The 26,482-nt window shown below is 65.4% G+C and carries 23 protein-coding genes; 6 read left to right on the forward strand and 17 right to left on the reverse strand.

Going from position 1 to position 26,482, the window contains the following annotated elements; all coding sequences use genetic code 11:
• Positions 1–94: 94 nt before the first annotated feature.
• The 8 genes from PJ259_RS16380 to PJ259_RS16415 form a co-directional block, all read right to left on the reverse strand.
• Positions 95–1,207: a hybrid sensor histidine kinase/response regulator gene (locus tag PJ259_RS16380; RefSeq protein WP_271653506.1), complete on the reverse strand. Its 1,113-nt coding sequence runs from the start codon at positions 1,205–1,207 to the stop codon at positions 95–97.
• The gene (locus PJ259_RS16385) at positions 1,200–2,957 is read right to left on the reverse strand and encodes an ATP-binding protein (RefSeq protein WP_271653507.1); all 1,758 of its coding nucleotides are present in this window, start codon (positions 2,955–2,957) and stop codon (positions 1,200–1,202) included. Before PJ259_RS16385 ends, PJ259_RS16380 begins: the two co-directional genes overlap by 8 nt.
• Positions 2,950–3,930 (reverse strand): SpoIIE family protein phosphatase, encoded by a 981-nt coding sequence (locus PJ259_RS16390; RefSeq protein WP_059313046.1) that lies wholly within the window; start codon positions 3,928–3,930, stop codon positions 2,950–2,952. Before PJ259_RS16390 ends, PJ259_RS16385 begins: the two co-directional genes overlap by 8 nt.
• Positions 3,927–4,280: an ATP-binding protein gene (locus tag PJ259_RS16395; protein ID WP_059313047.1), complete on the reverse strand. Its 354-nt coding sequence runs from the start codon at positions 4,278–4,280 to the stop codon at positions 3,927–3,929. Before PJ259_RS16395 ends, PJ259_RS16390 begins: the two co-directional genes overlap by 4 nt.
• Before the next feature lie 4 nt (positions 4,281–4,284).
• Positions 4,285–4,707: an STAS domain-containing protein gene (locus PJ259_RS16400; protein WP_271655885.1), complete on the reverse strand. Its 423-nt coding sequence runs from the start codon at positions 4,705–4,707 to the stop codon at positions 4,285–4,287.
• 13 nt (positions 4,708–4,720) lie between these two features.
• Positions 4,721–5,560 carry an STAS domain-containing protein gene (locus PJ259_RS16405; protein ID WP_271653508.1) on the reverse strand — a complete coding sequence of 280 codons (840 nt, stop codon included), beginning with the start codon at positions 5,558–5,560 and terminating at the stop codon, positions 4,721–4,723.
• 112 nt (positions 5,561–5,672) lie between these two features.
• Positions 5,673–5,936, reverse strand: coding sequence for a PepSY domain-containing protein (locus PJ259_RS16410; protein WP_007160186.1), 264 nt, complete (start codon positions 5,934–5,936; stop codon positions 5,673–5,675).
• Positions 5,937–6,011: 75 nt separating this feature from the next.
• The gene (locus PJ259_RS16415; RefSeq protein ID WP_271653509.1) at positions 6,012–6,977 is read right to left on the reverse strand and encodes a CHAD domain-containing protein; all 966 of its coding nucleotides are present in this window, start codon (positions 6,975–6,977) and stop codon (positions 6,012–6,014) included.
• Positions 6,978–7,174: 197 nt separating this feature from the next.
• Between PJ259_RS16415 and pap the strand changes: the two genes are divergently transcribed.
• On the forward strand, positions 7,175–8,659 hold the full coding sequence (pap, locus tag PJ259_RS16420) for a polyphosphate:AMP phosphotransferase (protein ID WP_059313051.1): 1,485 nt from the start codon (positions 7,175–7,177) through the stop codon (positions 8,657–8,659).
• On the opposite strand, the gene PJ259_RS16425 is transcribed toward pap, so the two are convergent.
• Both PJ259_RS16425 and PJ259_RS16430 read right to left on the reverse strand, forming a co-directional pair.
• A complete protein-coding gene (locus PJ259_RS16425; RefSeq protein ID WP_271653510.1) occupies positions 8,622–9,395 on the reverse strand; it encodes a hypothetical protein in 774 nt (257 codons plus the stop codon). The genes pap and PJ259_RS16425 overlap by 38 nt on opposite strands.
• A gap of 162 nt (positions 9,396–9,557) precedes the next feature.
• Positions 9,558–9,767 (reverse strand): cold-shock protein, encoded by a 210-nt coding sequence (locus PJ259_RS16430; protein ID WP_007160189.1) that lies wholly within the window; start codon positions 9,765–9,767, stop codon positions 9,558–9,560.
• Between the two features lie 267 nt (positions 9,768–10,034).
• Here PJ259_RS16430 and PJ259_RS16435 point away from each other — a divergent pair, with 267 nt between their 5' ends.
• Genes PJ259_RS16435 through PJ259_RS16445 form a run of 3 tightly spaced genes read left to right on the forward strand, consistent with a single transcriptional unit; the run spans position 10,035 to position 16,285 of the window.
• Positions 10,035–13,541, forward strand: a complete 3,507-nt coding sequence (locus tag PJ259_RS16435) for an acyl-[ACP]--phospholipid O-acyltransferase (RefSeq protein WP_271653511.1) — start codon at positions 10,035–10,037, stop codon at positions 13,539–13,541.
• A 57-nt stretch (positions 13,542–13,598) separates the two neighbouring features.
• The gene (locus PJ259_RS16440) at positions 13,599–15,230 is read left to right on the forward strand and encodes a methyl-accepting chemotaxis protein (protein WP_271653512.1); all 1,632 of its coding nucleotides are present in this window, start codon (positions 13,599–13,601) and stop codon (positions 15,228–15,230) included.
• A 59-nt stretch (positions 15,231–15,289) separates the two neighbouring features.
• On the forward strand, positions 15,290–16,285 hold the full coding sequence (locus PJ259_RS16445) for a 2-hydroxyacid dehydrogenase (RefSeq protein ID WP_271653513.1): 996 nt from the start codon (positions 15,290–15,292) through the stop codon (positions 16,283–16,285).
• On the opposite strand, the gene PJ259_RS16450 is transcribed toward PJ259_RS16445, so the two are convergent.
• The 7 genes from PJ259_RS16450 to PJ259_RS16480 all read right to left on the reverse strand — a co-directional run bounded on the left by PJ259_RS16450 (position 16,282) and on the right by PJ259_RS16480 (position 24,348).
• Positions 16,282–17,706, reverse strand: coding sequence for an MFS transporter (locus tag PJ259_RS16450; protein WP_271653514.1), 1,425 nt, complete (start codon positions 17,704–17,706; stop codon positions 16,282–16,284). The genes PJ259_RS16445 and PJ259_RS16450 overlap by 4 nt on opposite strands.
• A gap of 139 nt (positions 17,707–17,845) precedes the next feature.
• Positions 17,846–18,796, reverse strand: a complete 951-nt coding sequence (locus PJ259_RS16455; RefSeq protein WP_059313056.1) for a sugar-binding transcriptional regulator — start codon at positions 18,794–18,796, stop codon at positions 17,846–17,848.
• Between the two features lie 325 nt (positions 18,797–19,121).
• Complete coding sequence (locus tag PJ259_RS16460; RefSeq protein WP_271653515.1) at positions 19,122–19,922, reverse strand: SDR family oxidoreductase; 801 nt, start codon at positions 19,920–19,922, stop codon at positions 19,122–19,124.
• A 54-nt stretch (positions 19,923–19,976) separates the two neighbouring features.
• A complete protein-coding gene (locus PJ259_RS16465) occupies positions 19,977–20,741 on the reverse strand; it encodes an SDR family oxidoreductase (protein ID WP_271653516.1) in 765 nt (254 codons plus the stop codon).
• A gap of 14 nt (positions 20,742–20,755) precedes the next feature.
• Entirely contained in the window at positions 20,756–22,261 is a 1,506-nt protein-coding gene (locus PJ259_RS16470; protein WP_271653517.1) for a sugar ABC transporter ATP-binding protein, read from the reverse strand.
• Between the two features lie 102 nt (positions 22,262–22,363).
• Positions 22,364–23,296, reverse strand: a complete 933-nt coding sequence (locus tag PJ259_RS16475) for a sugar ABC transporter substrate-binding protein (RefSeq protein ID WP_271653518.1) — start codon at positions 23,294–23,296, stop codon at positions 22,364–22,366.
• A 56-nt stretch (positions 23,297–23,352) separates the two neighbouring features.
• Positions 23,353–24,348: an ABC transporter permease gene (locus PJ259_RS16480; RefSeq protein ID WP_434775396.1), complete on the reverse strand. Its 996-nt coding sequence runs from the start codon at positions 24,346–24,348 to the stop codon at positions 23,353–23,355.
• A 336-nt stretch (positions 24,349–24,684) separates the two neighbouring features.
• Between PJ259_RS16480 and PJ259_RS16485 the strand changes: the two genes are divergently transcribed.
• Complete coding sequence (locus PJ259_RS16485) at positions 24,685–25,521, forward strand: transketolase (protein ID WP_271653519.1); 837 nt, start codon at positions 24,685–24,687, stop codon at positions 25,519–25,521.
• Entirely contained in the window at positions 25,511–26,467 is a 957-nt protein-coding gene (locus PJ259_RS16490; RefSeq protein WP_271653520.1) for a transketolase family protein, read from the forward strand. The genes PJ259_RS16485 and PJ259_RS16490 overlap by 11 nt, the downstream gene beginning before the upstream one ends.
• Positions 26,468–26,482 lie beyond the last annotated feature (15 nt).

Raw genomic sequence — 26,482 nt, forward strand, 5'->3', positions numbered from 1 at the left:
GGGCTGAGACAGCTTCATTATCGAAGCCCAACAAGGCAGAGTGCCGTGGTGGTGTTGGGCTTCGCTGCGCTCAGCCCAACCTACAACCAGCGCGCTAGGCCAGCCGCAACGGCAGGTGCAGGGTGATGATCACCTCGCCCGCGCCGTTGGCGAAGCGCGCCTCGCCACCAAAGCTTTCGCTGAGCGCCTTGACGATGGGCAGGCCCAGACCCCAGCCGCGTTTGTCGCTGCGGGTGGAGATGAAATAGGGCGTGGCCAGATTGGCCAGGACCTCGTCGGGGAACTGGCCGAGGTTGCGCAATTCCAGTACCACCCGCTCCCCGATCCGCTGCTGGCGCACCTGGATCGGCGTACCGCTCTGGCCATGCTTGGCGGCGTTGAGCACCAGGTTGTCGAAGATACGCAGGAAGGCGTACCTGTCCCAGAGCACCTCCAGCTCGGGCGTCTCCAGCCGAAGGTCGAGCGCATTGCTGAATTGCAGGCGCAGATTGGCCGCCGCCTCTTCCAGCAGTGGCCCCAGCACCAGGGGATCGCCGTTGAGGCGGACGCCGCCGCCCAGACTCATGTGACTGATGTCCAGCACGTCGGTGATCATCTGGTTCATCCGCTGCAGATTGTCGTGCAGCGTCTGCAGGAGGTCGTCGGTACGCCGCGCCGGACTGCGCTGCATCAGGTTGACCACCATGGTAGCGGCGGTGAGTGGTGAGCGCAGATCATGGTTGAGCGATCTCATGAAGCGTTCGAGCATGACCTTTTCCGCCTGCAGGTTCTCGCTGCGGGCGATGGCCGAATTGCGCTGCTGCTCCATGTGTCCGACCCGGGAACTGGCCTTGAGCAGGGCACCGACAGTGGCCAGCACCTCTTCCGGACTGATCGGATGGGTCAGATAGGCCTGGGCGCCGGTATTGAAGCCCTGCGCCCGGTCCAGGCCAGACACGAAGGTGGCCGAGATATTGATGATGGCGGGCAGGCGACCCCAGCCCAGCTTGTGCTCGATGGCCTGGATCAGTTCGAAGCCGGTGGTGTCCGGCAGGTTGACGTCGATGATCACCAGCTCGACCGACGCGTCGATCAGCGCCAGCCCGGCGGTGCCGCTGGCCGCTTCGAGCACCTGGTAGTGCGGCTGACCTTCCAGGATCTTGCGCAGCACATAGCGATTGGCCTCGGTGTCATCGATGATGAGGATACGCCGCACAGGGCTAGTCATCGGTTAGGCTCCGCGCCAGGGCGCAGACCTCGGCGAGCAACCGTTCGGCATGATCGGGGGCGTGCTTGAACAGGATGGCGCGGCAATAGTCCTGCAGCCGCAGGCGACCGGCTTCGTCCAGTGGCTGGGCGGTGTTGATCAGCACTCGGCGATGCATGCTCCAGTCCATGCTGGCGAGCAGGTCTTCGCCGTTGATGTCCGGCAGATCGAGGTCGAGGATGATGATGTCCGGGCGCACGGCATTGAGGCGATCCAGGCTGCTAAGGGCGCTGTCGGCCTCCAGCAGGACCGGGTTGAGGCGTTCGAGGGTGCGACGGACCAGATAGCGATCGCCTTCGTTGTCTTCGATCACCAGCACGGTCAGGTTGCTGAGATCCAGCTCCTGTCCGGCCTCCGCGTCACTGACGTAGCGACGGGGCAGCCGCAGGGTGAAGCGACTGCCCCGTCCGACCAGGCTGTCGAGGGACAACTCGCCCTTGAGCAGCACGGCCAGGCGCTGGGCCAGGGGCAGGCCCAGGCCTGTGCCTTCGATATGGGTCAGGTGCGGCGAGCGGATGCGCTCGAACTCCTCGAAGATCTTCTGCTGGTCTTCCTCGGCGATGCCGATCCCGCTGTCTTCCACCAGGAATTCCAGGGTGGCGTCGTCCGGCTGGAACACCTGGATGCGCACCTGCCCCTGGGGGGTGTACTTGAAGGCGTTGGAGATCAGATTGCGCAGCACCTGGAACAGCCGGCTCTCGTCGGTTTCCAGCAGCACCTCCGCCGGCGGCGGGGCGACGCTGAAGCTGACTTGAGGATAGCGCGGCGCCAGGGCCATGGCGAACTGGTCGAGGCGCTCGATGAAGGCGCCCAGCTGGAACGGCTGGGGCACGATGGTCAGGCGGCCGGACTGCACCTCGGCCAGCGCCAGCAACTCGCTGACCAGATTGGCCAGCTCCAGCGCGGCGTCGCTGATGAAGCGTACCTGGCGCTGCTGCTCGGCATTGAGCGCGCCATCCACACCACTGGCGAGCAGCTTGGCGACGTTCTCGATGATGTTGATCGGGGTACGGAATTCATGGGTCATGTTGGAGAAGAAACGCGTCTTCGCCTCGCTGGCCTCCTTGAGTTCCTGGGTAGCTTTTTCCAGTTCCGAATAGAGCGCCACCACGCCCTGATTGGTGTTTTCCAGCTCCTTGTTGGTGACCTCCAGCTCCGACTGGCGCAATTGCAGCTCGGTGTTGGTCAGCAGCAGCTCTTCGCTCTGCAGGCGGATCTGCTGATAGGGATCGGGCGGCGTACTGCCTTGCAATTCGACGACCAGGGCGCGTAGCACGTCCTGCTCGGGCCAGGGCCGCGGCGCCTGGTACTTGCAGGCGGTGATCCGGGTGCCGGCAGGGGAGGTCTGGAGATCGAACTCGTCGAACAGCCGCTGGGCGCCGCGCAGGCCGATGCCCATGCCGGTGCTGGAGCGATAGCTGCCGTCGCGGATGGCCTCCAGCTCGGCGATACCCGGGCCCTGGTCGAGGGCGCGGACCTGCAGCCCTCGCAGCCGCTGGTCGTCGCCGCGCAGCAGGGCGAAGTCGAACTGGCCGCTGCCCGCGTACTGATGAATGTTGCGCGCCAGCTCCGAGACCGCGGTAGCCAGGCGGATCTGCTCCAGTACCGGCCATTCCAGGGCCGCGGCCAGGCGTTTGGCCGCCTGGCGGCAGTGCACGATGTCCTGCTCGCTGCGCAAGGGAAGGGTCAGCAGGGGCAGGGCGTCAAACATGCTTGAGTACCAAAACGGTGGCATCGTCGGAAAGACGCCGGAAGTCACGATGCAGGAGCGCTGCGATCAGCGCGGGATGGCGCGCCCCGAGCCCGGAGTGCTCGCCCAGGCCGACCTTGGAGGTCAGTCCGTCGGAGTTCAACACCAGCAGGGTGCCTGGCGTCCAAGGGTAGGTGAAGGTCTGGATCCGACCGATCCGGTAGCCCAGGGTGCCATTGTTGGACACCAGACTGCGCGAGGTGTTGCCGAGCAGGCGCCCGGCGATGTTGCCGATGCCACAGAAGCTCACCTGCCCCTGATCGGGGTCCAGCTCGGCGAGGGCCAGGGCCGCGCCGCGGGTTTCCATCAGGGCCTGATGCAGATTTTCCATCAGCCGCTGCAGGGGCAGGTGCGTGCCCTGGCGCAGGAACAGCTCCCGCGCCCGGCGACTGGCCGCGGCGGCCTGCTGGCCGTGTCCCAGGCCATCGCATACCAGCAGGCGACGCCCGCTGACCGCCCAGGTGTCGCCACAGACCTGCTCCTCGGGGTGCGGCGTGCAGAGGGCGCCATGCTGCAGACGGGTACTGGGTGCCCCAGCGAGATGAAAGCGCGCCAGCACCACGGTTCCTTGACCCGGTCGCGAGTGGATATCGAAGACATCGGATTGCCGGCGGATCGCTCCGAGACCTGCCCCCAGGGTGGCCGCGGTGCTGTAGTGATCGGTCAGGCAGCGGGCGACGTCGTGCATGCCCGGGCCGCGATCAACCGCCAGGACATCGAGCACGCCTTCGGCGCCCAGCGTCGCGAAAAGCTCGCCGTGACCCGCATGGCGGATCAGGTTGTAACCCAGTTCCTGAGCGACGATGGTCAGCCGCCCGAGCAGGGTTTCGTCGGTGGTGACGGTGCCCGCCAGCCGCACCAACGCGCGCCGCGCGGCATCGACATGGACCGTGCTGGTCACCGGCAGCACCAGGCTGCACGGCTGCTCGTTCATCGCCACTTCCACAATTCGACGGTCGTGCCCTGGCCGGGCTGGCTATCGATATGGAAGTCGTCCACCAGCCGTCGCGAACCGGAGAGCCCCAGACCCAGGCCCTTGCCCGAGGTGTAGCCATCGACCATGGCGCGGTCGAGGTCGGCGATGCCCGGACCGTTGTCGCGGATCACCAGACGGATCGCCGGCTTGCCGGCCCGCACCGTCTCCTCGATCAGGCACTCGCCGCCCAGGCCGTAGACCAGACCGTTACGCGCGATCTCGCTGGCCGCGGTGACGATCTTGGTCTGGGAGATCAGCCCCAGGCGGATGGCTTCGGCGACCTTGCGCACCTGCTGACGGATCAGCACGATGTCAGTCTCCTGGCGGAGTGGAAGCGTCTGCATCTTCGCCACTCTCTGACTCCTCCAGCGATTCGTCGTCGGCGACCATGGCTTCCAAGCGGCGCATGCCCTTTTCCATGTTCAGCGCCGTGGCGATGCCCTCCAGCGACAGCCCCAGTTCCACCAGGGTGATGGCCACCGCCGGCTGCATGCCGACCACGATCACCTTGGCATCGAGGATGCGCGATACCTGGGCGATATGGGACAGCATCCGGCCAATGAAGGAATCGACGATTTCCAGGGCCGAGATGTCGATGAGCACGCCCTTGGCCTTGTGCCGGACGATCTGCTCGGTGAGGTCTTCCTGCAGGTCCAGCGCCAGCTGGTCGTGCATGTCCACCTGGATGCTCAGCAACAGGAAGGGACCCAGTTTGAGGATGGGAATCCGGTCGATCATGGCGGGCTCCTCAGCGCGCGGTCGGGGCGGCCAGGCGCACGCCCTGCTGGCGCAAGGCCAGGCGGAAGGCATCGGCCAGGGACGCCTTGGTGATCACATCGCCGAGTTCCACGCCCAGGTGGACGATGGTGGCGGCGATCTGCGGGCGGATGCCGCTGATGATGCACTGGGCGCCCATCAGCCGCGCGGCGGTCACGGTCTTGAGCAGGTGCTGGGCGACCATGGTGTCCACCGTGGGCACACCGGTGATGTCGATGATGGCGATGTCGGATTCGGTCTGGACGATCTTTTCCAGCAGCGACTCCATCACCACCTGGGTGCGGTTGCTGTCCAGCGCGCCGATCAACGGAATGGCCAGGATGCCGTCCCACAGCTCCACCACGGGGGTGGACAGCTCCAGCATGCTTTCCTGCTGCTCGCGGATCACCGTCTCGCGACCCGTCATGTAGCTTTCCATGCTGTACAGGCCGAGGTCGTCGATCAGCCGGGTGGCGGCCCAGATTTCGGCGAGGGGATCGTCACACTCGTTCTGGATCAGGGTGAACAGCGGTTCCTTGAGCGAGAAGACGAAGGTCGCCGTCTGCGAAGGCGTCAGGCCCGCCCGGCTCTGGTCGAAGGAGAAGCGCTCCAGCAGCGCCCGTACCGGCTGCCAGTGCGGCTCGCGCAGGTCCCCGAGACCCTGGGCCGCGGCTACCGTGATCCGCCGCAGGAACTCGGCGGAATTGGCCAGGATGGTGGTTTCGTCGAGTAGGTCGACGCGCATGCCGGCGGCGCGCTGGGCGCCGATCCAGGCGTCGAGCAGCGCCCGCTCGTGGGTGCGCAGCAGCTCGACCAAAGCGGTACTGTACATGGAGGTTCCTAGGTGAAGAAAGGTGGCTCAGGACGGGCCGACCGGACGAAGAGGGTGCGGGAGGAGATGGTAGGGCGAAGGGGACCTGGCCGTATGGCCAGATCCCGAGAGATCACATGTCCATCTTTTCCTTGGTGATCTTGCCGGTCTTGGCGTCGGCATGGAAGTCGTACTTCATACCATCTTTCTTCATGCCTTCGCCTTCCCACTGACCGTCATCGGCTTCGATCTTGGTGATCGAGGTATAGCCCTGCTCCATGAGCTTGGACTTGACGTCGTTCATGGGCATCCAGTCAGCACCGGGCTGGTCGGCCAGGGCCGCGGTGCTGGCCAGGACGGAACAGGCAAACAGGGAAGCGAGCAGCTTGGATTTCATCGCGCGAGACCTCGTCGTGGTGGTATGTCCTGGCTTGGACCACCACCACGGGCGACAAATCCCCCGAGCAGGCCCTCAGGTACGGGATTCTTCGACCAGATGCGGCAGCAATCCAGCCGGTGCCGCCTTGGATTTGCCCTTGGCCTTGCGGGGTGCATAAGGGTGGCTGGCCAGGCGCCAGAGATCGCGCCAGCGCTCGGCGAGGGCGGTGGGCTTGTCGAGGTAGAGGCGCAGGCCCAGGGAAAAGGCTTTCACCTGCAGGCGCTCGCGTTGCAGGGCCAGGCTTTCGCCAATGGCCTGGCGGGTGTTGCTGGCGCCGAACAGCGTCGGCTCGCTTTCCAGCAGCTGCTGCATCACCGCCAGGTCGTGGTCGTCGCCCAGGTGTTCCGAGAGGCGCTTGAGGCTCTTCTGGCGCGTCTTGAATTCCGCCGGCCAGGCCGCGGCGAGCAACTGGGTGTGGTACCAGTGATCCTTCACTCGCTTGCGCCAGTCGTGCAGGGTCTCGTCGGTGGGCTTGTCGCGAGCGGTCTTGAGCGCCTGGCGCCCGGCCTTGTAGTTGTCTTCCAGTCCTCGGGTGAAGAGGGCGAAGCCCTTTCCGGAGAGCTTCCAGCCGGCTACCTCCTCGCGCAGGGCCGCCAGTTCGTCGAGCAGTTCGGGATGACCGCTGGCCGCGGCGATCTGCTGGTCGGCGCGCTCCTGCAGGCGCTGGCGCACGCGCTTCATGGCGGGCGAGGCGAAACGCTTGCGATCGGACTCGCCCAGCTTGTCCCAGCTCTCCACCAAGGCGGCGCTGTCGCGCAGCGAAGAGAGCTCGCGCCCTAGGTCGCGCAGGCGCCGGTTGCGACTGGCGAAGGCGCGCTTGCCGAGGGCGCCGTGCAGCAGACGCAGCAGGGCACGCAATTCCTTGAGGCGCTTGCGCGTCTCGTGCACCCCCTTGGGGGTCCCGCTCGCCAGCGACGCTTCAGCCTGGACCAGACGATCCGTCACCACTCGGCGGACTTCCTCGTCAGCCGGTTGCCGCGCATCGAAACGAAAGGCCATCGAACTCTCCTCAATAGATAGACTGCAGCACCCGCTAGCGCGGGAGCGTAATGGTGTGAAGACCACTGCAACAGCCGTAGATGCCAAATTTCATTTAATCGTCATATTGCCGTCATGGAAATCCGCGCCGGGCACGGTCTGCTGCAGAGCCGGTCAGAAGGGCTATAGTTGCCCGACCACCTAGCGAGGAGATCCGGATGTTCGAAGCCGCCGAGAACGAACACCTGCTCGACGAGGCCACCTACGATGCCAAGCTGCCCAAGCTGCGCGAGGCACTGCTGGCCGCCCAGTACGAACTCAAGGCGCAGGGGCGTTTCCCGGTGATCGTGCTGATCAATGGCATCGAGGGCGCCGGCAAGGGCGAGACGGTCAAGCTGCTCAACGAGTGGATGGATCCGCGCCTGATCCGGGTCGAGACCTTTCTGCAGCCCACCGTCGAGGAGCGCCAGCATCCGCCTGCCTGGCGTTACTGGCAGCGGCTGCCGGGCAAGGGCCGGACCGGTGTCTTCTTCGGCAACTGGTACAGCCAGATGCTGCACGCGCGGGTCAACAAGGAGCTCAGCCGCTTCGAGCTGGACGCCGCCATCGACCAGGCCGAGCGCTTCGAGCGGATGCTCGCGGACGAGGGCGCGCTGATCCTCAAGTTCTGGTTCCATCTGTCCAAGAGCCAGCTCAAGCAGCGTTTGAAGCACCTCAAGAACGATCCCCGCCTGGGCTGGAAGCTCAGTCCGCTGGACTGGCGCCAGGCCCGGGTCTACGACCGCTTCGTCAAGCAGGGCGAACGCGTGGTGCGCCGCACCCATCACGACTACGCCCCCTGGCACGTGGTGCCCGGCTTCGACGAGCGTTTTCGCAGCCTGACCGTCGGCACCGTGCTGCTCAAGGCCTTGCAGCGCGCCCTGGCCAACAAGCCGCGCAAGCAGCGCCGGGCCGCCGCCGTGGTGTCGCCGCCGGTGGATGGTCGCGGTGTGCTGGAGGCCATGGACCTGACCCAGCGCCTGGACAAGGCCGACTACAACGATCAGTTGCTCGCCGAACAGGCGCGCCTGGCCCGATTGCTGCGTGACAAGAAGTATCGCCGCCACGCCCTGGTGGCGGCCTTCGAGGGCAATGACGCCGCTGGCAAGGGCAGTGCCATCCGCCGCGTCACCGGCGCCCTGGACCCACGCCAGTACCGCATCGTCCCGGTCGCCGCGCCCAGCGACGAGGAACTGGCCCAGCCCTATCTCTGGCGCTTCTGGCGGCACATCCCGCGGCAGGGCAATTTCACCATCTTCGATCGTTCCTGGTACGGCCGGGTGCTGGTGGAGCGGGTGGAAGAACTGACGCCCATGGCCGATTGGCAGCGCGCCTATGGCGAGATCAACGAATTCGAGGAACAGCTCCACGACGCTGGCATCGTGCTGGCCAAGTTCTGGCTGGCCATCGACCAGGACACCCAGCTGGAGCGTTTCCGCGCCCGCGAGGAAACACCCTTCAAGCGATTCAAGATCACCGAGGACGACTGGCGCAATCGCGACAAGTGGGATCTCTACAGCCAGGCCGTCAACGACATGGTGGTGCAGACCAGCACAGCCATCGCGCCCTGGACGCTGGTGGAGGCCAACGACAAGCGATTCGCGCGGGTCAAGGTGCTAAGGACACTCAATGAGGCGTTGGAAAGGGCGTATGACAAGGGCTGAGCTGCTCGGATTCTAGAAGTTGCAGCAAAGCGGCACGTGCGGCACGAGCTTGGCGGCTGCGAGAGCTGGGATGCTGAATGCGATAGCAGGGTATCTCTCCGTATAAACGGAATGACCAGAGCTGCCCCTTTGCGATTCCCATTTCCGTGTAGTGACGACTGTTGCTACAGACACTGCCTGGATTTTTATGCGGGAAGAAGACTTGGCGAACGCGTGCCGAGCTCGAGCCGTTGGCAAAAATGATCACGTCTGGCCGCAGATGGATTATCTGGGCCTTTAACAAGCGTTCGGAAATGTCGCGAATCGTGTTGAACAGGTCTGTCTTCATGGGTGATCCGCTCTTCCACGAAAAGCAGAAGAGGTTCGCCCAGATGATCCCATCTTGCCCATACCGGATAGCGAGGTCGCGCATTAAATTAAAGAAACTGCAGCCAGGATCCGCGGATTGCGCTAAAGCTTTTTTCAGATAGTTCTGAGACTCTGCAGTAGCTTTTTTCAGGTAATCATCTTTGTCGATAAACCGCCTATCTGCTTGCAGAACGTTCCATTGCCGTGTTTCCCGCCCGACAACCATCACCCGCCTGCTTGCAGTCGTTAGATTAGGCGAGTGGCCGGCTAGAAACAGTCCGGACAATCCTGCATAGATAGGGTCGGCGTGCCGACTCTGGTCGAGTAACGCAACGTCTACAGGGGTGAGAATTTCGCGATAGGCGGCGAAAAGCGAGGAGGGAGGCATGATTGCTCGGACGTAAAGCCATGCATGCTAGCTGGTAAGACGGATCGCAAAACCATCTCGAAGACCGTAGGTGTGGGTCAGGGGTCTTAATGGTAAGGATCTTTATTTGCGCCCACGAAAAAGCCCCGCCGAAGCGGGGCCTTTCTGCAACCGGATCAGTCGTTAGACGACTTGAACCTGGTCAGCTTGCATACCCTTCTGGCCTTTGACAGCCACGAAAGTGACCTTCTGGCCTTCGCTCAGGCTCTTGAAGCCGGCGCTTTCGATGGAGCGGTAGTGCACGAACAGGTCGGCGCCGCTTTCCGGGGTGATGAAGCCGTAGCCTTTCTCATCGTTGAACCACTTGACGGTGCCATTTTCACGATTGGACATGAGTATCTCCAGGTGTAGGGGGAACAACCACGTTAGCGAGACATTCGCTAGCGGGACTGTAATGCGAGAGTGAGACGAGCCAGGAGATGAAAATGAAGCAACATCAAGCAGGTATCGAGTAACTATTGCAGTAGCAGTGCCCACACCATACTCGCTTTCACGAGCTTGTATAGCCCTGATTCGCATATTTGTTGACCAATGGCGCTGCTTGCGCTGCCAGGGCGTCTCACTCAGGCTACGGATTCCCCTGCTCGAAAGAGACTCCGCATGGACAAGATGCACCGGATCAAGGGGGCTTGGCCCTACCTGATCGCCGTCTTTCTCAACGCCTTCGTCGATCTTGGCCACAAGATCGTCATCCAGAACACCGTGTTCAAGGTCTATGACGGTTCCACCCAGGTGGTGCTGACCGCCCTGGTCAACGGCATGATGCTGTTGCCCTTCATCCTGCTGTTCAGTCCCTCCGGCCATGTGGCCGATCGCTTCGCCAAGGTCAGGGTATTGCGCCTCGGCGGTTGGGCGGCGGTGGCCATTACCCTCGGCATCACCCTGGCCTATTACGCCGGGCTGTTCGAACTGGCCTTCGCCATGACGCTCTTGCTGGCCATCCAGGCGACCTTCTATTCACCGGCCAAGTACGGCTATATCAAGGCGCTGTTCGGCAAGCAGCGGCTGGCCGAGGGCAACGGCCTGGTGCAGGCCAATTCCATCATCGCCATCCTGGCCGGCACCGTGGTCTTCACCGCTTTCTTCCAGCTGCACCTGGGCGAAGACCACGCCACGCCTCACGCCATCCTGCAGGACATCGCCCCGCTGGGCTGGCTGCTGGTGCTCTGCAGCCTGGCCGAGGTGGCGCTGCTCTATCGTCTGCCGATCCTGGAAGAACCCAAGGCGCAGCAGCCGTTCGACTGGCACGCCTATGTGCGGCTGCGCAGTGCCCGACGCAACCTGGCGGTGATCGGCGAGAATCCGGTGATCCGCCTGTCGATCATTGGCCTGGCGGTGTTCTGGTCAGTGGGCCAGGTGCTACTGGCGAGCTTTCCGGCCTATGCCAAGGATCACCTGGGCATCGACAACGTGCTGCTGTTGCAGGGCATCCTGGCCTGCGCCGGGATCGGCATCGCCATCGGCTCGTCCCTGGCCAGCCGGGCCTCGCGCGGGCGCATCGAGACCGGGCTGATCCCGGTAGGCGCCCTGGGCATCGCCCTTGGCCTGTGGTGGCTGCCGGCGCCCAGTTCGGCCCTGGTGCATGCGCTCAATTTCGTCTTCATCGGCCTGATGGGCGGCCTGTTCATCGTTCCGCTCAATGCCCTGATCCAGTTCCATGCCCGCGAAGACCAGCTCGGTACCGTGCTGGCCGCCAACAACTGGGTGCAGAACGTGGCCATGCTGAGCTTTCTGGTACTCACCGCGGTGATTGCCCTGCTCGGCCTGGACAGTCGCTGGCTGCTCCTGCTGATCGCGGCCGTGGCCATGATCGGCGGGGCCTACACGGTGTGGAAGCTGCCCCAGAGTCTGGTGCGCTTCCTGCTCGGCCTGATGGTCACCCGTCACTACCGCATCCAGGTCCAGGGGCTGCAGAACCTGCCGGCGCAGGGCGGGGTGCTGCTGTTGGGCAACCACATCAGCTGGGTCGACTGGGCCATGGTGCAGATCGCCAGTCCGCGGCCGGTGCGCTTCGTGATGCTCAGGTCGATCTATGAGCGCTGGTACCTGAAGCCCTTCCTCAAGGCGATGGGGTGCCTGCCCATCGCCCAGGGCAGCGGCGCCGGCGCGGCGCTGGAGCAGGTGGCTGGCCTGCTGAGTGCGGGGGAGGTGGTCTGCCTGTTCCCCGAAGGCGCCATCAGCCGTACCGGCCAGCTCGGCGAATTCCGCCGTGGCTACGAAAAGGCCTGCGAGCGGGTCGGCCCGGAGGTGCAGATCGTGCCCTTCTACCTGCGCGGCCTCTGGGGTAGCCAGTTCTCGCGTTCTTCGAGCAAGCTCAAGGAGCTGCGCGACAGCCCGCTGCACCGCGAGGTGGTAGTGGCCTTCGGCAAGGCGCTGTCCAAGGACACCCCGGCCGACGTGCTCAAGCGCCGCATCTTCGAATTGTCGATCCGTTCCTGGGAGCGCTATATGCAGGGGCTGCCGTCGCTGGCCGATGCCTGGGTCGCCAGTGTCAAGCGGCGACCCAACGGCCTGGCCCTGGCGGACGACCTGGGGGCGCCGCTCAAGGCCGCCCAGGCGCTCACCGGCGCCGCCTGCCTGGCGCGGCGGATGCGTAAGCAGCCCGAGGCAAATCTTGGCCTGCTGCTGCCGACCAGCAGCGGCGGCATGCTGGCCAACATGGCGGTGCTACTGGCCGGCAAGACGCTGGTCAACCTCAATTACACCGCCACGCCCGAGGCGCTGCGCTCCGGGCTGGATCAGGCCGGTATCCGTACCGTCTACACCTCCAAGCGGTTTCTCGAACGCCTGAAGAAGCGCGGCCTGCCGGTGGATGAGTTGCTCAGCGGACGCGAGGTGGTGGATCTGGAGGAGCTTCGCGCCGGTATCGGCAAGGCCGAGTTGCTGGCGAACTGGCTGGCGGTGCGGCTGCTGCCCACCGCCATGCTGCAGGTGCTGGTGAGCCGCGCCCACGATCCCGAGGCCACCGCCGCCATCCTCTTTTCCAGTGGCAGCGAGGGCACGCCCAAGGGGGTGATGCTCAGCCATAGAAACATCATGGCCAACCTCAAGCAGACCTCGGACGTGCTCAACACCCAGGACGACGACGTCTTCATGGCGTCGCTGCCGCTGTTCCACGCCTTCGGTCTCACCGTGACCCAGTTCCTGCCGCTGATCGAAGGGCTGCCGGTGGCCTGCCAGGCCGATCCGACCGACGTGGCCGGCATCGCCAAGGCGGTGGCGACCCACCGCGCCACGGTGCTTTGCGGCACCTCCACCTTCCTGCGACTGTTCGTGCGCAACGCCAAGGTGCATCCGCTGATGCTGGAGAGCCTGCGCATCGTGGTGGCCGGTGCCGAGCGGCTGGATCCGGCGGTACGCGAGGCCTTCAAGCTCAAGTTCAATCAGGACATCTACGAGGGGTACGGCGCTACCGAGACCGCCCCGGTGGCCTCGGTCAACCTGCCCGACGCCCTGGACGTCAGCTATCTGCAGGTGCAGCGCGGCGGCAAGCTCGGCACCGTGGGCATGCCCCTGCCGGGAACCGGACTCAAGATCGTCGATCCCCAGACCTTCGCCGAATTGCCCACTGGCGAGGCCGGCATGGTGCTGATCGGCGGGCCGCAGCTGATGCAGGGCTATCTGAACGATCCCGAACGCACCGCCAAGGCCATCCGTGACATCGACGGCGAGCGCTGGTACGTGACGGGCGACCAGGGCCGGCTGGACGAAGATGGCTTTCTCACCATCGTCGATCGCTATTCGCGCTTCGCCAAGATCGGCGGCGAGATGGTCAGCCTGGGCGCCGTGGAGCAGGTTCTGGCCAAGGCGGTGGCCGATCCGGAGATCGAGCTGCTGGCGGTCAATCTGCCCGATGCCAGGAAGGGTGAGCGCATCGTGGTACTGCACACCGGTGAGCTCGACCGCGCCGCGATAGAGAAGACCCTGCTGGCCCTGGGGGTGGGTGGACTGCTGTTGCCCTCGGTCTGGCTGGCGGTGGACAGCCTGCCGAAACTGGGCACCGGCAAGGCCGATGTGGCTGGCGCGAAACGCCTGGCGCAGACACTGTTGAGCGATGTGGGACAGGAGCAGGAGGTAAATCGTCCGCCAGGCGCCAGCGAACCCTAAAGCCTGGCGCCGTTCGGCCGATCATGAGGGGGCTAATCATCTTTTGAGGTGTCTCCGGTGAAGCTACGCTCCCTCAACATCGCCCCGCGCGCCCTGGTCGCCTTTGGCTTCTTCGCCTTGCTGGTGATCGGCCTCGGCCTGTTTTCCCTCGGTCAGAATCGTGTCATCAAGGAGGGCGAGGAGCAGATCGTCGGCAACGTGATTCCCAGCGTCCAGACCATCGGCGAGATTCGTGCCGATCTGCTGAGTCTGCGCATGCACAACCAGGCGTTGATGCTGGCCAGCTCCCAGGCCGAGACCCAGGCCGTGCACCAGAATATCGAGACGGCCAAGGCCGCCCTGGAAAAGCATGTGCGCCAATTCGAAGGCCTGCTGCTCACCGACCGGGGACGTGAGGTCTATAGCCGCATGACCAGCCAGCTGGCCACCTACCTGAACAACCAGGCCCGCTACCTGAAGGCACTGGACGACCAGAATGACACCGAGCTGCTCAAGCTCAGTGGCCAGGACGGCGAGATGGCACACAGCGGCAACGCCCTGAGCGCCACCGTCAACGAACTCGCCGGTCTGGTCGATGGCAAGGTCACGCGCCTGGCCGAGGCTTCCATGGCCACCTATCGCACCACCATCGCCATCACTGTGGCCGTGATGCTGGCAGCCCTGGCCGGCACTCTGCTGCTGGCCTGGCGCTTCACCCGCAGCCTCACCGGGCCGCTGGAAAAAGCCTTGGCGGTGGCTGAGCGGATCGCCGCCAACGACCTCAGCCGGTCGGTGGAGCAGGACGGGCGCGACGAACCCGGACGGCTGCTCGCCGCCATGGCGCGGATGCAGGACAACCTGCGCGGGACCCTGGAGCGGCTGACCCTGTCGTCCAACACCCTGGCATCCACCTCCGAGGAGATGTCGGCAGTCACCGAGACCGGCCTGCGCGGCATTCAGCGGCAGAACGACGAACTGGCCCAGGCCGCCACCGCGGTCAACCAGATGACCACCGCCGTAGAGGAGGTGGCGCGCAATGCCTCTGCCGCCAGCGCCGCTGCGCAGGACAGCCGCAGCTCCGCCGATCTGGGGCAGCGCCGGGTCGAGGAGACCCTGACCACCATCCACGCCCTGCACGCGGCCGTGGCCTCCAGCAGCGGCGAGATCGATGGCCTGGCCACCCAGGTGCAGCGCATCAGCGGGGTGCTCGATGTCATCCGCGGCATCGCCGAGCAGACCAATCTGCTGGCGCTCAACGCCGCCATCGAAGCCGCCCGCGCGGGCGAGGCAGGCCGTGGCTTTGCCGTGGTGGCCGACGAGGTGCGGGCCCTGGCGGCCCGCACCCAGCAGTCCACCGGCGAGATCGAAGACATGATCGGCGCCATCCAGGGCGGCGCGGGCAAGGCGGTGGACGCCATGGCCACCAGCAATCAGCAGGCCGCTGCCTGCCTGGAGGTGGCTGCCGCCGCTGGCGAGGCCCTGGCCGAGATCGGCCGTCACATCGTGCAGATCACCGAACGCAACCTGAGCATCTCCGCCGCCACCGAAGAGCAGGCCCAGGTGGCCCGCGAGGTGGATCGCAACCTCACCAGCATTCGCGACCTGTCCACCCAGAACGCCGCAGGGGCCAGCCAGACCGCTACCGCCAGCACCGACCTGGCCTGCCTGGCCGGTGAGCTGAATGGCGCGGTGCGGCAATTCCGTCTCTGACCGCCAGGCGTGCGTCGGCCATACTTGAGGGCACTCCTGGCCGAACAGAGGTACCCGCGATGCGCCTGACCGTCTTCAGTGCCCAGCCCTACGACCGCGACTCCCTGGAGGCGGTCGCCCGGGAGCGCCTGGCAGGGCGGGACGTGACCCTGGTCCACCAGCCGGTCGCCCTGTCGCTGTCCACCGCGATCCTGGCCGAAGGCAGCCAGGCGGTGTGCGTCTTCGTCAACGACTGCCTCGATGCCGCCGTGCTGGAAGCCCTCCAGGGCCTGGGCGTACGGGCCGTGCTGCTGCGCTGCGCCGGCTACAACAACCTGGACCTGGCTGCGGCGCGCCGCCTCGGTCTGTTCGTGGCCCGGGTGCCGGCCTATTCGCCCGAAGCCGTGGCCGAACACGCCCTGGCGCTGCTGATGACCCTCAACCGCAAGACCCACCGTGCCTACAACCGGGTACGAGAGGGCAATTTCGCGCTGGACGGCCTACTTGGCAGCACCCTGAATGGCAAGACCGTAGGGCTGGTCGGCCTCGGCCAGATCGGCCTGGCCACGGCGCGTATCTTCCATGGCCTGGGCTGCCGGGTACTGGGCCATGATCCACAGCCGCCGGCCGCCTTCGCTGCCTATGGCGATGCGGTAGCGCTGGACGCCCTGCTGGACGAGGCGGATGTCATCAGCCTGCATTGCCCGTTGCTGGAGAGTACCCGCTACCTGATCGACGCCGTGGCCCTGGCGCGGATGAAGCCTGGGGCAGTGCTGATCAATACCTCGCGGGGCGCCCTGATCGACACCGAGGCGGTGATCCAGGCGCTCAAGCGCCGGCAGCTGGGCGGGCTGGCCATTGACGTCTACGAGCAGGAGAGCGAGCTGTTCTTCCAGGATCACTCCCATGACTACATCGACGATGATCTCTTCGTGCGCCTGATGACCTTTCCCAATGTACTGATCACCGGTCACCAGGGCTTCTTCACCGCCGAGGCCCTGCGCGAGATCGCCCTGGTCACTCTCGGCAACCTGGCTGACTTCCTCGACGGGCGCGCCTGCCCCAATGCGCTCTAGCGGGCGATGTCCTCCAGTGCCCGGTTGCGGGTGCGCGGGCCGAACAGGCCAATGGTCAGCACCACGATCAGCATGCTGGCGACGATGAAGGCCAGCACGCCCGGCGTGCCCAGGCGCTCCAGCAGGGCGCCGATCAGCAGGCTGCTGAACACCGTGGACAACCGGCTGAATGAATAGCAGAAGCCCACCGCCCGGGCGCGGATGGCGGTGGGAAACAGCTCGGCCTGGTAGGAGTGGAAGGCGAAGGTCAGCCAGGCGTTGCAGAAGGTGATGCCCACGCCGCAGAGGATCAGCCCCAGGGCGCCCTGCTGCAGGGCGAACAGGCCACCGAACACCACGGTGCCCAGGGCGGAACCGACGATCTGCCACTTGTTCTCGAAGCGATTGGCGATGCGCACGAACAGCAGCGGCCCCAGCGGATAGGCGAGGGTGATGACGAAGGCGTAGCCCAGGCTGTGGGTCAGGCTCACGCCCTGGCCGGAGAGCAGCGCCGGCAGCCAGTTGCCGAAGCCGAAGAAGCCAATGGCCTGAAACAGGTTGAAGACGATCAGCATCACCACCCGCCGCCGATAGGGTGGCTGCCAGAGGGCGGCGAAGCGGGCGCTTACCGCTCGTTCTTCCACTACCTCTGCAGGTGGCGGCAGTGGCTGGCCGCTATCGGCCTGGCAGGCGGCTTCCAGGCGCTCCACGCCGTGCTCGGCTTCATCCAGCCGCCCCTGTTGCGCCAGCCAGCGTGGCGATTCGGGCAGACGCTGGCGCAGCCACCAGATGAACAGGGCGAAGAGGGCGCTGGACAGCACCACCCAGCGCCAGCCGGAGATGCCCAGTGGCGCCTGAGGTACCAGCCACCAGGACAGCAGCGCCACGGCCGGCACTGACAGGAACTGGATGGCGAAGGCGAACGCGAAGGCCGAGGTACGCATGGCCTTGGGTACCAGCTCCGACAGATAGGCGTCGATGGTGACCAGCTCCAGGCCCAGGCCGATGCCGACCACGAAGCGCAAGGCGATCAGCCCCAGGGCGGTGGTCTGCAGACCCATGACGAGGGTCGCCAGGGTGTAGCCGACCAGCGCCCAGGTAAAGATCGCCCGGCGCCCATAGCGATCGGCGATAGGGCTGAGCAGGCTGGCACCGACGAACAGACCGAGAAAGGTAGCCGCGGCGAAAGCCGCCTGATCGGAGATGCCGAATACCCCGGCGGCACCGGTGTGAAAGACGCCGTCGCGCAGCAGACCCGGGCTGATGTAGGCGGTCTGGAACAGATCGTAGAGTTCGAAGAAGCCGCCGATGGACAGTAGTGCGACCAGCCGCCAAAGCGTGCGGGTGGCCGGCAGGCGATCGAGGCGCGCCGACAGGGTGGCAGCTCGGGAAGCGCCGGGCAGGGCGGCGGTGCTGGTGAAAACTGGTTGAGCAGAAGGCATGGGACGCTATCCAGAGAACAGTCGTCCTACAGCTTACGGAGCAACCCCCGCTGAATGTTGCCAAATATTTCCTTTTTACAAGGGGTATTTGGCAGGATCTAGCGCCTGAATGCCTGATTCTGGCAGTAACGTGTGCGGATCAAGGTACCAGCGCCAGTGCGGTGCGCAAGTCGACCACCAGTACATCCAGATAGCCGCCCTGCAGGGCGCCGCGGATGGCGTTGACCTTGCGCAGGCCGCCGGCGAGGCCGACGACGCGGTCGATCTCCAGCAACTGCGGCAGGCTCACCGAGACCACGGTTTCTTCGCTGTCGTCCAGCACCGGGCGGCCCTGGGCGTCAAAATACCTCAGGCAGATGTCGCCCACGGCGCCCCGCGCGGCGAGCACCTCCAGCATGGCTTCGCCATGGTAGTTGCCGCTGTTGCGTAGCAGCTGCGAGGGCTCCAGCTCGCCGATGCCGACCAGGGCCACGGTAAGTCGGGCGAAGCGCTCGGTGACCTCGCGAACCTCGTCCAGCTGCAGGATGCGCTGACGACTTTCCGGTGAGTGCTCGATGCTCTGCGACGGCAGTAGATAGGCAGGACAGCCCAGCAGATTGGCCAGCTGCTGGGTCAGCAGGGTGGCCTCGAAGGCGCCCTTGTTGCCGACACCGCCCAGCAGCTGCACCACTTCGGTCGCGCCCTGGCGACTGCTGCCACGGTGCATGTGGCCCACCATGGCGCGGATCGTGGAGCTCCAGGAGGAGATACCGATATGGTCGCGCTCGGTGACGCTGGTTTCCAGGTAGTGGGCGGCGGCCGAGCCGATGGCCTGCTTGATGGCTTCTTCGTCGTCGCCAGTGGGCTCAACCACGATAGCCTGGCGAATACCGTAGCGCTGCTGCAGCTGACGTTCCAGTTCGAGATGGAAGTTGCGCGGCCGCTGTACCGAGATACGGACGATGCCCTCCTTGAGCGCTCGACTCAAGGCGCGGCTGACGAAGGATTGCGACAGGTCGAGCTGAGCGGAGATCTGCGACTGCTTGAGCCCTTCTTCATAGTAGAGCGAGGCGATTTTGGTCAGCAGGCGTTGTTCTTCGAGGTTACTCATCCAGATTCCCGGTACCAGCGGATACGCCGCACTCGCGGCTGCCGGCCCGAACCGAGAGGTCCTCGGGTCGCGACGAACCACCGAAAAGCAGGCACGTACCTGTTAGAAAGGCGCATTTTCCCGCTATTTTTGCTCAGCCTGCCCTTCAGCGCCAAGGCTTTTGCAGCCCAGGCGCTGGAGAAATGTCGCAGGCCTGCTCATTAGCTTGCGAGCGAGTGTCGAACAGAATGAAAAGACCCAAGGAGGCAGCGTTTGTGAAGGGTAAGGTGCATCCGAACGGCCTTTAAGAGCTGTTTGACTGGCCGCAGCCCCTATCAACCGGTGCTCAGGACATGATCAGGCCACCATCCACATTGATGGCCTGGCCGGTGATATAGGCCGCGTCTGCCGAAGCCAGAAAGGCCACTAGGCCGGCCACGTCGGCTGGGGTACCGGCGCGCTTCATGGGGATGTTGCCGACCCATTCGGTCATCAGTTCGCCCTGACCATAGCGCTTTTCCGGGGTGGAGAGGATCTCGCCCCAGACCCGGTCGTTGTAGTCCCACATCTCGCTTTCGATGATGCCTGGGCAGAAGGCATTGACCGTGATGCCATGGCGCGCCAGTTCGTGGGCCAGGCTCTGGGTGATGCCAATGACGCCCATCTTGCTCGCCGCATAGTGAGGCGTGTAGATGAAGCCCTGGCGACCCTGGCCGGAGCTGGTGTTGATCAGCCGCCCGCCATGGCCAGCGGCGACCATGCGCTTGGCCGCTTCGCGGCAGCACAGCCAGACGCCGGTGGTGTTGACCTGCAGGACGCGGTCGAAGTCCTCACGCGGCATGCGGTCGAAGGCATCGATGGTAATGATGCCGGCGTTTTGCACCGAGACGTCGATGCGCCCGAAGCGGGCTTCGGCCTGGGCATAGAGGTCGGCCACCGCCGCCTCGTCGGTGATGTCCACCACCAGCGGCAGGACCTCGGCGCCGGTATCGGCCACCAGCCGTGCAGCGGTCTCATGCACCCGCTCGGCATTGGACACCAGCACCAGATTGGCACCCTCACGACCGAAGCGTTCGGCGATACCCTCGCCGATGCCCCGGCAACCGCCGGTGATCACTACGGTTTGACCAGCGAAGCGACGTTCCACGTGAAACCTCCTAGAGCGGCTGGCGATCCGGCGCGCGTGATCGCCAGCGGGTTGTTACCAGCAGACGAAACCGCCATCGACGATCAGGTCGACGCCGGTACAGAAGGACGCGGCAGGGCTGCACAGGAAGATCGCTGGGCCGACCATTTCTTCCACCTCGGCCATGCGGCCCAGCGGGGTGGTCTGCTCGAAGATCTTGACCTGGTCGGCCACCTCCGGACGGGTATTCATGGGGGTGGCGGTGTAGCCGGGGCTGATGCAGTTGACCCGGATGCCGCGCTCGGCCCATTCCATGGCCAGGCTCTTGGTCAGGTGGATGACCCCGGCCTTGGAGGTGTTGTAATGGGCCTGCAAGAGGCCACGGTTGACGATGCTGCCGGACATGGAGGCGATGTTGACGATGGCACCCTTGCCGCGCGGCAACATGACCCGCGCCTGGGCCTGGCAGCTGAGCATCACGCCGGTGAGGTTGATGTCGAGCATGCGCTGCCAGCGCTCCAGCTCCAGTTCCTCGGCCGCTTGGGCGTTGGCGATGCCGGCGCTGTTGACGGCCAGGCTCAGGGGGCCGAGTTCGACTTCGGTGCGGGCCACGGCGGCTTCCAGGTCAGCGGCGCTGGTCACCGAGCCTTCCAGGGCCAGGGCGCGGCGGCCATGGGCCTGGATGCGCTCGACGGTGCCAGCAAGGTCGCGGCTGCCGGGCAGGTCGAAGCAGGCCACGTTGGCGCCGGCCTCGGCGAGCCCGACGGCGATGGCCTGGCCGATGCCGCTGCCGGCACCGGTGACGAAGGCGGTCTGGCCGCCGAGATCGAAGAGACGCATTGGAGAACTCCTAGTCAGGCGGTAGCCAGTTCCATCACGGCCACGGGTGTGGCCTGTTCACGTTCGAGAATGCCCATCTGCTGGCCACGGCTCATCACCATGACCCGGTGCGACAGGCCGAGTACCTCGTCCAGATCCGAGCTGACCACGATCACCGCCATGCCGGTGGCGGCCAGTTCGGCGATCACCTGGTAGATGGCGGCCCGGGCGCCGACGTCGATGCCGCGGGTGGGTTCGTCGAGGATGAAGACCTTGGGATTGCGCGCCAGCCACTTGGCGATGATCACCTTTTGCTGGTTGCCACCGGAGAGGGCGGCGATGGCCTGCTCCGGCTGACCCTTGACACCGAGGCGCGCCACCGCCTTGCGGGCGAAGGCACGCAGGCCGCTGGGAGAGACCCAGCCACCACCGGAGAGCAGGTCGGTGTTGCCATAGATGAGGTTTTCCTCGATGGCATGGTCGACCACCACACCCTGCTGCTTGCGATCCTCGGGGACCAGTACGATGCCGGCGCGGATGGCGTCGAAGGGCGAGGCGAAGCGGCAGGTCTGGCCTTCCAGCGCCAGCTCGCCGGTGACCTGTTCGGCGGCGCCGGCTATGGCGCGGACCAGCTCGGTACGACCGGCGCCGACTACCCCGGCCACGCCAAACACCTCGCCGGCACGCACGCTGAAATCGATGTCCTTGAGCGGCATTTCGCGGCAGCTCAGGCCTTTCACCCGGAGCACCTCGCGGGCGGCGGGCGCCGCCATGGCCGGAAAGATGCGCTCCACGCTGCGCCCGACCATCTCTTCCACCAGTTGCCGCACCGGTACCTGGGCGGTGGCGTGCAGGGCGATCTGGCGCCCGTCGCGCAACACCAGCACCCGGTCGGCGATCCGCGCGATTTCTTCCAGGCGATGGCTGATGTAGATGAAGGAGACGCCCTCGGCCTTGAGCCGCTCGACTTGGGCGAACAGCAGTTCGGTCTCTTCGCCGCCGAGCGCTGCGGTGGGTTCGTCGAGGATCAGCAGGCGCGCCTTGAGGGTCAGCGCCTTGGCGATTTCCACCAGCTGCTGAGCGGCCACGCTGAGGCCGGCCACGGTGCGTGTAGCGGGTACCTTCAGCCCCAGGCGATCCAGCTGCCGCTGGGCCTCGGTCTCCATGAAGGTGCGATCAATGCGGCCGCCGCGCATGGGCAGGCGGCCAACGAACATGTTTTCGGCGATGGTCAGCTCCGGCAGCAGGCGGATCTCCTGGTGGATCAGGCCGATGCCCGCAGCCAGGGCGGCGCCGGGGGAATCCGGAGCGTAGTCCCGACCCAGCCAGGTCATGCGACCACCTGCTTCCGGCGGCACCAGGCCGGCGATGATGGAGGACAGGGTGGACTTGCCAGCGCCGTTCTCGCCGAGCAGGGCCAGGACTTCACCGGGCTGGATGTCGACGTCTACCCCCGCCAGCACCTCGATGCCGGCGTATTTCTTGCCGATGTTTCTCAGGCTGAGGGCGGCGGGCTGTTCCAGGGGCATGACGGCGGACATGGGGCCTCCGAAGGGGGGAGCTGAACCGGTGCCTCCATTGCAAGGCACATAAGGCATGGGCTGGATGCGGCGGGCGCTGCCCGCCACTGGCCAGTCCCACCGTTACGGATGGTTCTCGATGAAGGGGGCGACGTTGGCCTTGGTGGTCAGGATCGCCTCCTGCAACTGCTCCTTGGGCAGCTGCTTGCCTTCCTTGAGCGCTACCGCCGACTCCAGTGCCATGCGACCCATCTTGCGGGTCTGCTGGGTCATGGTGGCGGACAGGGTGCCGGCGGCCACCGCCTTGAGACCGGCCACGTCGCCGTCGAAGCCGACGATGGTCACCGGATGATCGAGGTTGGCCACCTTGACCGCCTGGGCAGCGCCAAGGGCCATGGCGTCGGCGCGACCAAAGAAGACGTTGATGTTGGGATCACGCTGGAGCATGTCCTGAGCCACGGCGAAGCCCTTGTCCTGGGCCCACTCGGCAGGCTGCTGGGCAACCACCTTCAACTCGGGAAACTTGGCCAGGCCTTCGGAAAAGCCCTTGGCGCGATCGTTTTCCGGCGTGGTGCCGATCTGGCCCTGGAGGATGGCTACGCGGCCCTTGCCTTCGGTGACCTTGCCGACGTATTCGGCCAGGGTGCGGGCGGCGGCGACGCTGTCGCTGGCGATGAAGGTGTCACCGGGGGCGTCGGGGGCATTGCGGTCCACTGCCACCACCGGGATGCCGGCGGCCTTGGCCGCCTTGACCGGGACGCCGGCGGCGGTGGCGCCGGCTGGAATGTAGATCAGGGCGTCTACCTGGCGGGTGATCAGGTCCTGGATCTGGTTGACCTGGGTCGCCGAGTTGCCCTGGGCGTCCACGGTGATCACCTTGATGCCCTTGGCCTTGCCCTCAGCTTCGACGGCCTGCTTGATCTGGTTGAAGAAGTCGGCCTGCAGGTTGGCCACGGCCAGGCCCACGGTGAGTTCCTTGGCCTGGGCATTGAGGGCACCGGCACAGGTCATGGCGGCGAACAGGGTACCGAGCAACAGCTTCTTGGGGGTCAGCATGGATTGCACTCCGTTGTTATTGTTGTACTGCGGTGTCTACGCGAAGCAGAGCTAACTCAGCGCTGCCCGTTACGGCGGCGCAAGGTGTCCAGGGTGACGGCCAGGGCGATGACGATGCCGATGATCACCTGCTGTACGAAGGGCGAGACCCCCAGCAGATTCAGGCCATTGCGCAGCACGCCGATGATGAGCACGCCCACCAGGGTGCCGCCGACGCTGCCCACGCCGCCGCTGAGGCTGGCGCCGCCGATCACCACCGCGGCGATGGCATCCAGCTCCATGGACAGGCCGGCGCTGGGCTGGGACGAATCCAGCCGCGCGGCCATGGCCACCGCGGCCAGCCCGGCCAGGGCACCGCTCAGGGCATAGATCCAGATGGTGAGGGTGCGTACCTTGATGCCCGACAACCGTGCCACCTCGGCGCTGCCGCCCATGGCATAGAGGTTACGGCCACCGGCGCGAAAGCGCAGGAAGACCCAAGCCACCAGCAGCATCAGCAGGAACAGCCCGACGGTGACCGAGAGGAAGCCGAAGTGCCGCACCGTGGCCAGGTTGGTGAACCAGTCCGGGAAGCCGACGATCTGGCGGCCGTCGGTAAGGATGTTGGCCAGGCCCCGAGCCACCGACATCATGGTCAGGGTGGCGATGAAGGCGGGCAGCCGTGCCTTGGCGATCAACAATCCTGATACCAGGCCGCACACCAGGCCGCCGAGGATGGCTGCGGGAATCGCCAGGCCAAGCGACCAGCCCATGTCCTGATAGAGCCAACCGAGCAGCATCATGGCGAAGGCCAGCACCGAGCCGACCGAGAGGTCGATGCCGCCGATGACGATGACCAGGGTCATGCCGATGGCCAGGATGCCGAGCACGGTTACCTGGTCGAGGATGTTGAGGGCGTTGCGCAGGGAGAAGAAGTACTCCGAGGCAAAGGAGAACACGGCGATCAGCAGCGCCAGGCCGATCAGCGGACCACCGACGTTGCGCGGCAGGCGCAGTGCCAGGCGGGCCAAGGGCTTGGCGGGTGGCGAGGCGGTCGGGGCTTTGGCGTCCACGAGCTTCTCCTGGGGTTATTGTTCTTGTGTATGGCTCGCTTGAATATTTATGCGTGCCTGATTTTTAATTCAGACTCCCCCTGTTCCGGGTGGAAGTCAAGCGGCTTTTCATTGCCACTTTCTTAACGCGATGGTCTCGGCAATCCCGCATACAGCCGCGCATCCTATCCGCTCCGCACGGCGATAACGTCGCTCCGTCGCTATTGACGGCCCCCTGGATTGGGGTCTAAATGATAAATATATTTTCAGTGACGAATAAATATTCATAAGACGCCCACTGAAACCTTGGCAGGCGTCTGCTCTATCGCAGCTTCGGATACCCGAGGGGGTCGCCTGATGAATCCGTTCCAGTACGACGTCGCGCAGATTCGCGAAAAGGCCCGGCTGATCCGCCGGCGCGTCATCCAGCTCAACGCCGCCTCGCCGGCCGGCGGCCATACCGGGGCCGACCTGTCGGAGACCGACATCCTCGCCACGCTCTATTTCCGGTTGCTCGACGTCGCCCCGGAACGCCTCGCCGATCCTCAGCGCGACATCTACATCCAGAGCAAGGGCCACGGCGTGGGCGGCCTCTACTGCTGCCTGGCCGAAGCCGGCTACTTTCCGCCGGAATGGCTCGACACCTATCAGCATTTCGACTCCCACCTGCCGGGTCATCCGGTGCGGCAGAAGACCCCCGGTATCGAACTCAACACCGGCGCCCTCGGTCATGGCCTGCCGGTGGCTACCGGTATCGCCCTGGCTGCCCAGCGCGACAGCAGTCCGCGCCGCGTCTATGTGCTGACCGGCGATGGCGAGCTGGGCGAGGGCTCCAACTGGGAGTCGGCACTGACCGCCGCCAAGTATCGGCTGGACAACCTGACGGTGATCGTCGACCACAACCGCCTGCAACTGGCCGGCCCTACCGCCGAGATCCTGCCGCTGGAGCCGCTGCCCGAGAAGTGGCGCGCCTTCGGCTTCCATGTGGTCGAGTGCGACGGTAACGACGTCGCCCAGCTGGTGGAAGCCCTGGAGACCCTGCGCGAACACCGCGGCCAGCCCCAGGTACTGATCGCCAATACCGTCAAAGGCAAGGGGGTTTCCTTCATCGAGGGCAAACCCGAATGGCACCACCGGGTGCCCAAGGGCGACGAAATCGCCGCTGCACTGGAGGAACTCGACCATGGCCACTGATACCCAGACCCCGGGCGAAGCCCATCTCGCCAGCGTCATGGTCGAGGCCTTCATCGCCGCGGTCGACGCCGGCGTCGACCTGGTGCCGGTGGTGAGCGATTCCACCTCCACGGCCAAGATCGGCCCCTTCGTCAAACGCTTCCCCGAGCGCCTGGTCAACGTCGGCATCGCCGAGCAGACCCTGGTCGGGGTGGCGGCTGGCCTGGGTCTCGCCGGCAAGGTGGCGGTGACCTGCAACGCCGCGCCCTTCCTGATCTCCCGCGCCAACGAGCAGGTCAAGGTGGACGTCTGCTACAACAGGTCCAACGTCAAGATGTTCGGCCTCAACGCCGGGGCTAGCTACGGTCCCCTGGCCAGCACCCACCACAGCCTCGACGACATCGCCGTGATGCGCGGCTTCGGTAATGTGGAAATCTATGCCCCGGCCGATGGCGCCGAGTGCCGGCAGATCGTCGAGCATGCCCTGGCCCATGACGGCCCGGTCTATATCCGCCTGGATGGCAAGGCGCTGCCGGATCTGCACGGACCCGACTATCGCTTCGTCCCCGGTCAGGTGGATGTCTTGCTATCCGGGCATGACGTCAGTCTGGTAGCCCTGGGCTCGGTGGTCCATGAGGCGGTGGACGCTGCCCGGTTGCTGGCCGGGCAGGGCATTAGCGCCCAGGTGATCAACCTGTCGTCGATCCGTCCGCTGCGGCGCGAGGCGCTGCTCGAAGCCCTTTGCGCCACCCGCACGGGCGTCGTCACGGTGGAAGAGCACAATGCCAACGGCGGGGTGGGTAGTCTGGTGGCCGAGGTCATGGCCGAGGCCGCCCTGGGCGTACCGCTGATCCGCCTGGGCATCGCCGATGGCGAGTATGCTGCCGCCGGGGCTCGCGGGCCGACCCGCGCCAAACACGGCATCGATGCCGCCGGCATCGTCGCGGCGGTGCAGCGCCTGAGCTGAACCTCAGGCGTGCGG

Origin of the sequence: Pseudomonas sp. JBR1 (genome assembly GCF_028198185.1) — a bacterium.
GTDB lineage: Bacteria > Pseudomonadota > Gammaproteobacteria > Pseudomonadales > Pseudomonadaceae > Chryseomonas > Chryseomonas oryzihabitans_E.

Coding starts and splice junctions, on each gene's coding strand:
- PJ259_RS16380 (WP_271653506.1), bottom strand. CDS start 1,207: ATGACTAGCCCTGTGCGGCGTATCCTCATCATCGATGACACCGAGGCC.
- PJ259_RS16385 (WP_271653507.1), bottom strand. CDS start 2,957: ATGTTTGACGCCCTGCCCCTGCTGACCCTTCCCTTGCGCAGCGAGCAG.
- PJ259_RS16390 (WP_059313046.1), bottom strand. CDS start 3,930: ATGAACGAGCAGCCGTGCAGCCTGGTGCTGCCGGTGACCAGCACGGTC.
- PJ259_RS16405 (WP_271653508.1), bottom strand. CDS start 5,560: ATGTACAGTACCGCTTTGGTCGAGCTGCTGCGCACCCACGAGCGGGCG.
- PJ259_RS16410 (WP_007160186.1), bottom strand. CDS start 5,936: ATGAAATCCAAGCTGCTCGCTTCCCTGTTTGCCTGTTCCGTCCTGGCC.
- PJ259_RS16415 (WP_271653509.1), bottom strand. CDS start 6,977: ATGGCCTTTCGTTTCGATGCGCGGCAACCGGCTGACGAGGAAGTCCGC.
- pap (WP_059313051.1), top strand. CDS start 7,175: ATGTTCGAAGCCGCCGAGAACGAACACCTGCTCGACGAGGCCACCTAC.
- PJ259_RS16425 (WP_271653510.1), bottom strand. CDS start 9,395: ATGCCTCCCTCCTCGCTTTTCGCCGCCTATCGCGAAATTCTCACCCCT.
- PJ259_RS16430 (WP_007160189.1), bottom strand. CDS start 9,767: ATGTCCAATCGTGAAAATGGCACCGTCAAGTGGTTCAACGATGAGAAA.
- PJ259_RS16435 (WP_271653511.1), top strand. CDS start 10,035: ATGGACAAGATGCACCGGATCAAGGGGGCTTGGCCCTACCTGATCGCC.
- PJ259_RS16445 (WP_271653513.1), top strand. CDS start 15,290: ATGCGCCTGACCGTCTTCAGTGCCCAGCCCTACGACCGCGACTCCCTG.
- PJ259_RS16450 (WP_271653514.1), bottom strand. CDS start 17,706: ATGCCTTCTGCTCAACCAGTTTTCACCAGCACCGCCGCCCTGCCCGGC.
- PJ259_RS16455 (WP_059313056.1), bottom strand. CDS start 18,796: ATGAGTAACCTCGAAGAACAACGCCTGCTGACCAAAATCGCCTCGCTC.
- PJ259_RS16465 (WP_271653516.1), bottom strand. CDS start 20,741: ATGCGTCTCTTCGATCTCGGCGGCCAGACCGCCTTCGTCACCGGTGCC.
- PJ259_RS16470 (WP_271653517.1), bottom strand. CDS start 22,261: ATGTCCGCCGTCATGCCCCTGGAACAGCCCGCCGCCCTCAGCCTGAGA.
- PJ259_RS16475 (WP_271653518.1), bottom strand. CDS start 23,296: ATGCTGACCCCCAAGAAGCTGTTGCTCGGTACCCTGTTCGCCGCCATG.
- PJ259_RS16485 (WP_271653519.1), top strand. CDS start 24,685: ATGAATCCGTTCCAGTACGACGTCGCGCAGATTCGCGAAAAGGCCCGG.
- PJ259_RS16490 (WP_271653520.1), top strand. CDS start 25,511: ATGGCCACTGATACCCAGACCCCGGGCGAAGCCCATCTCGCCAGCGTC.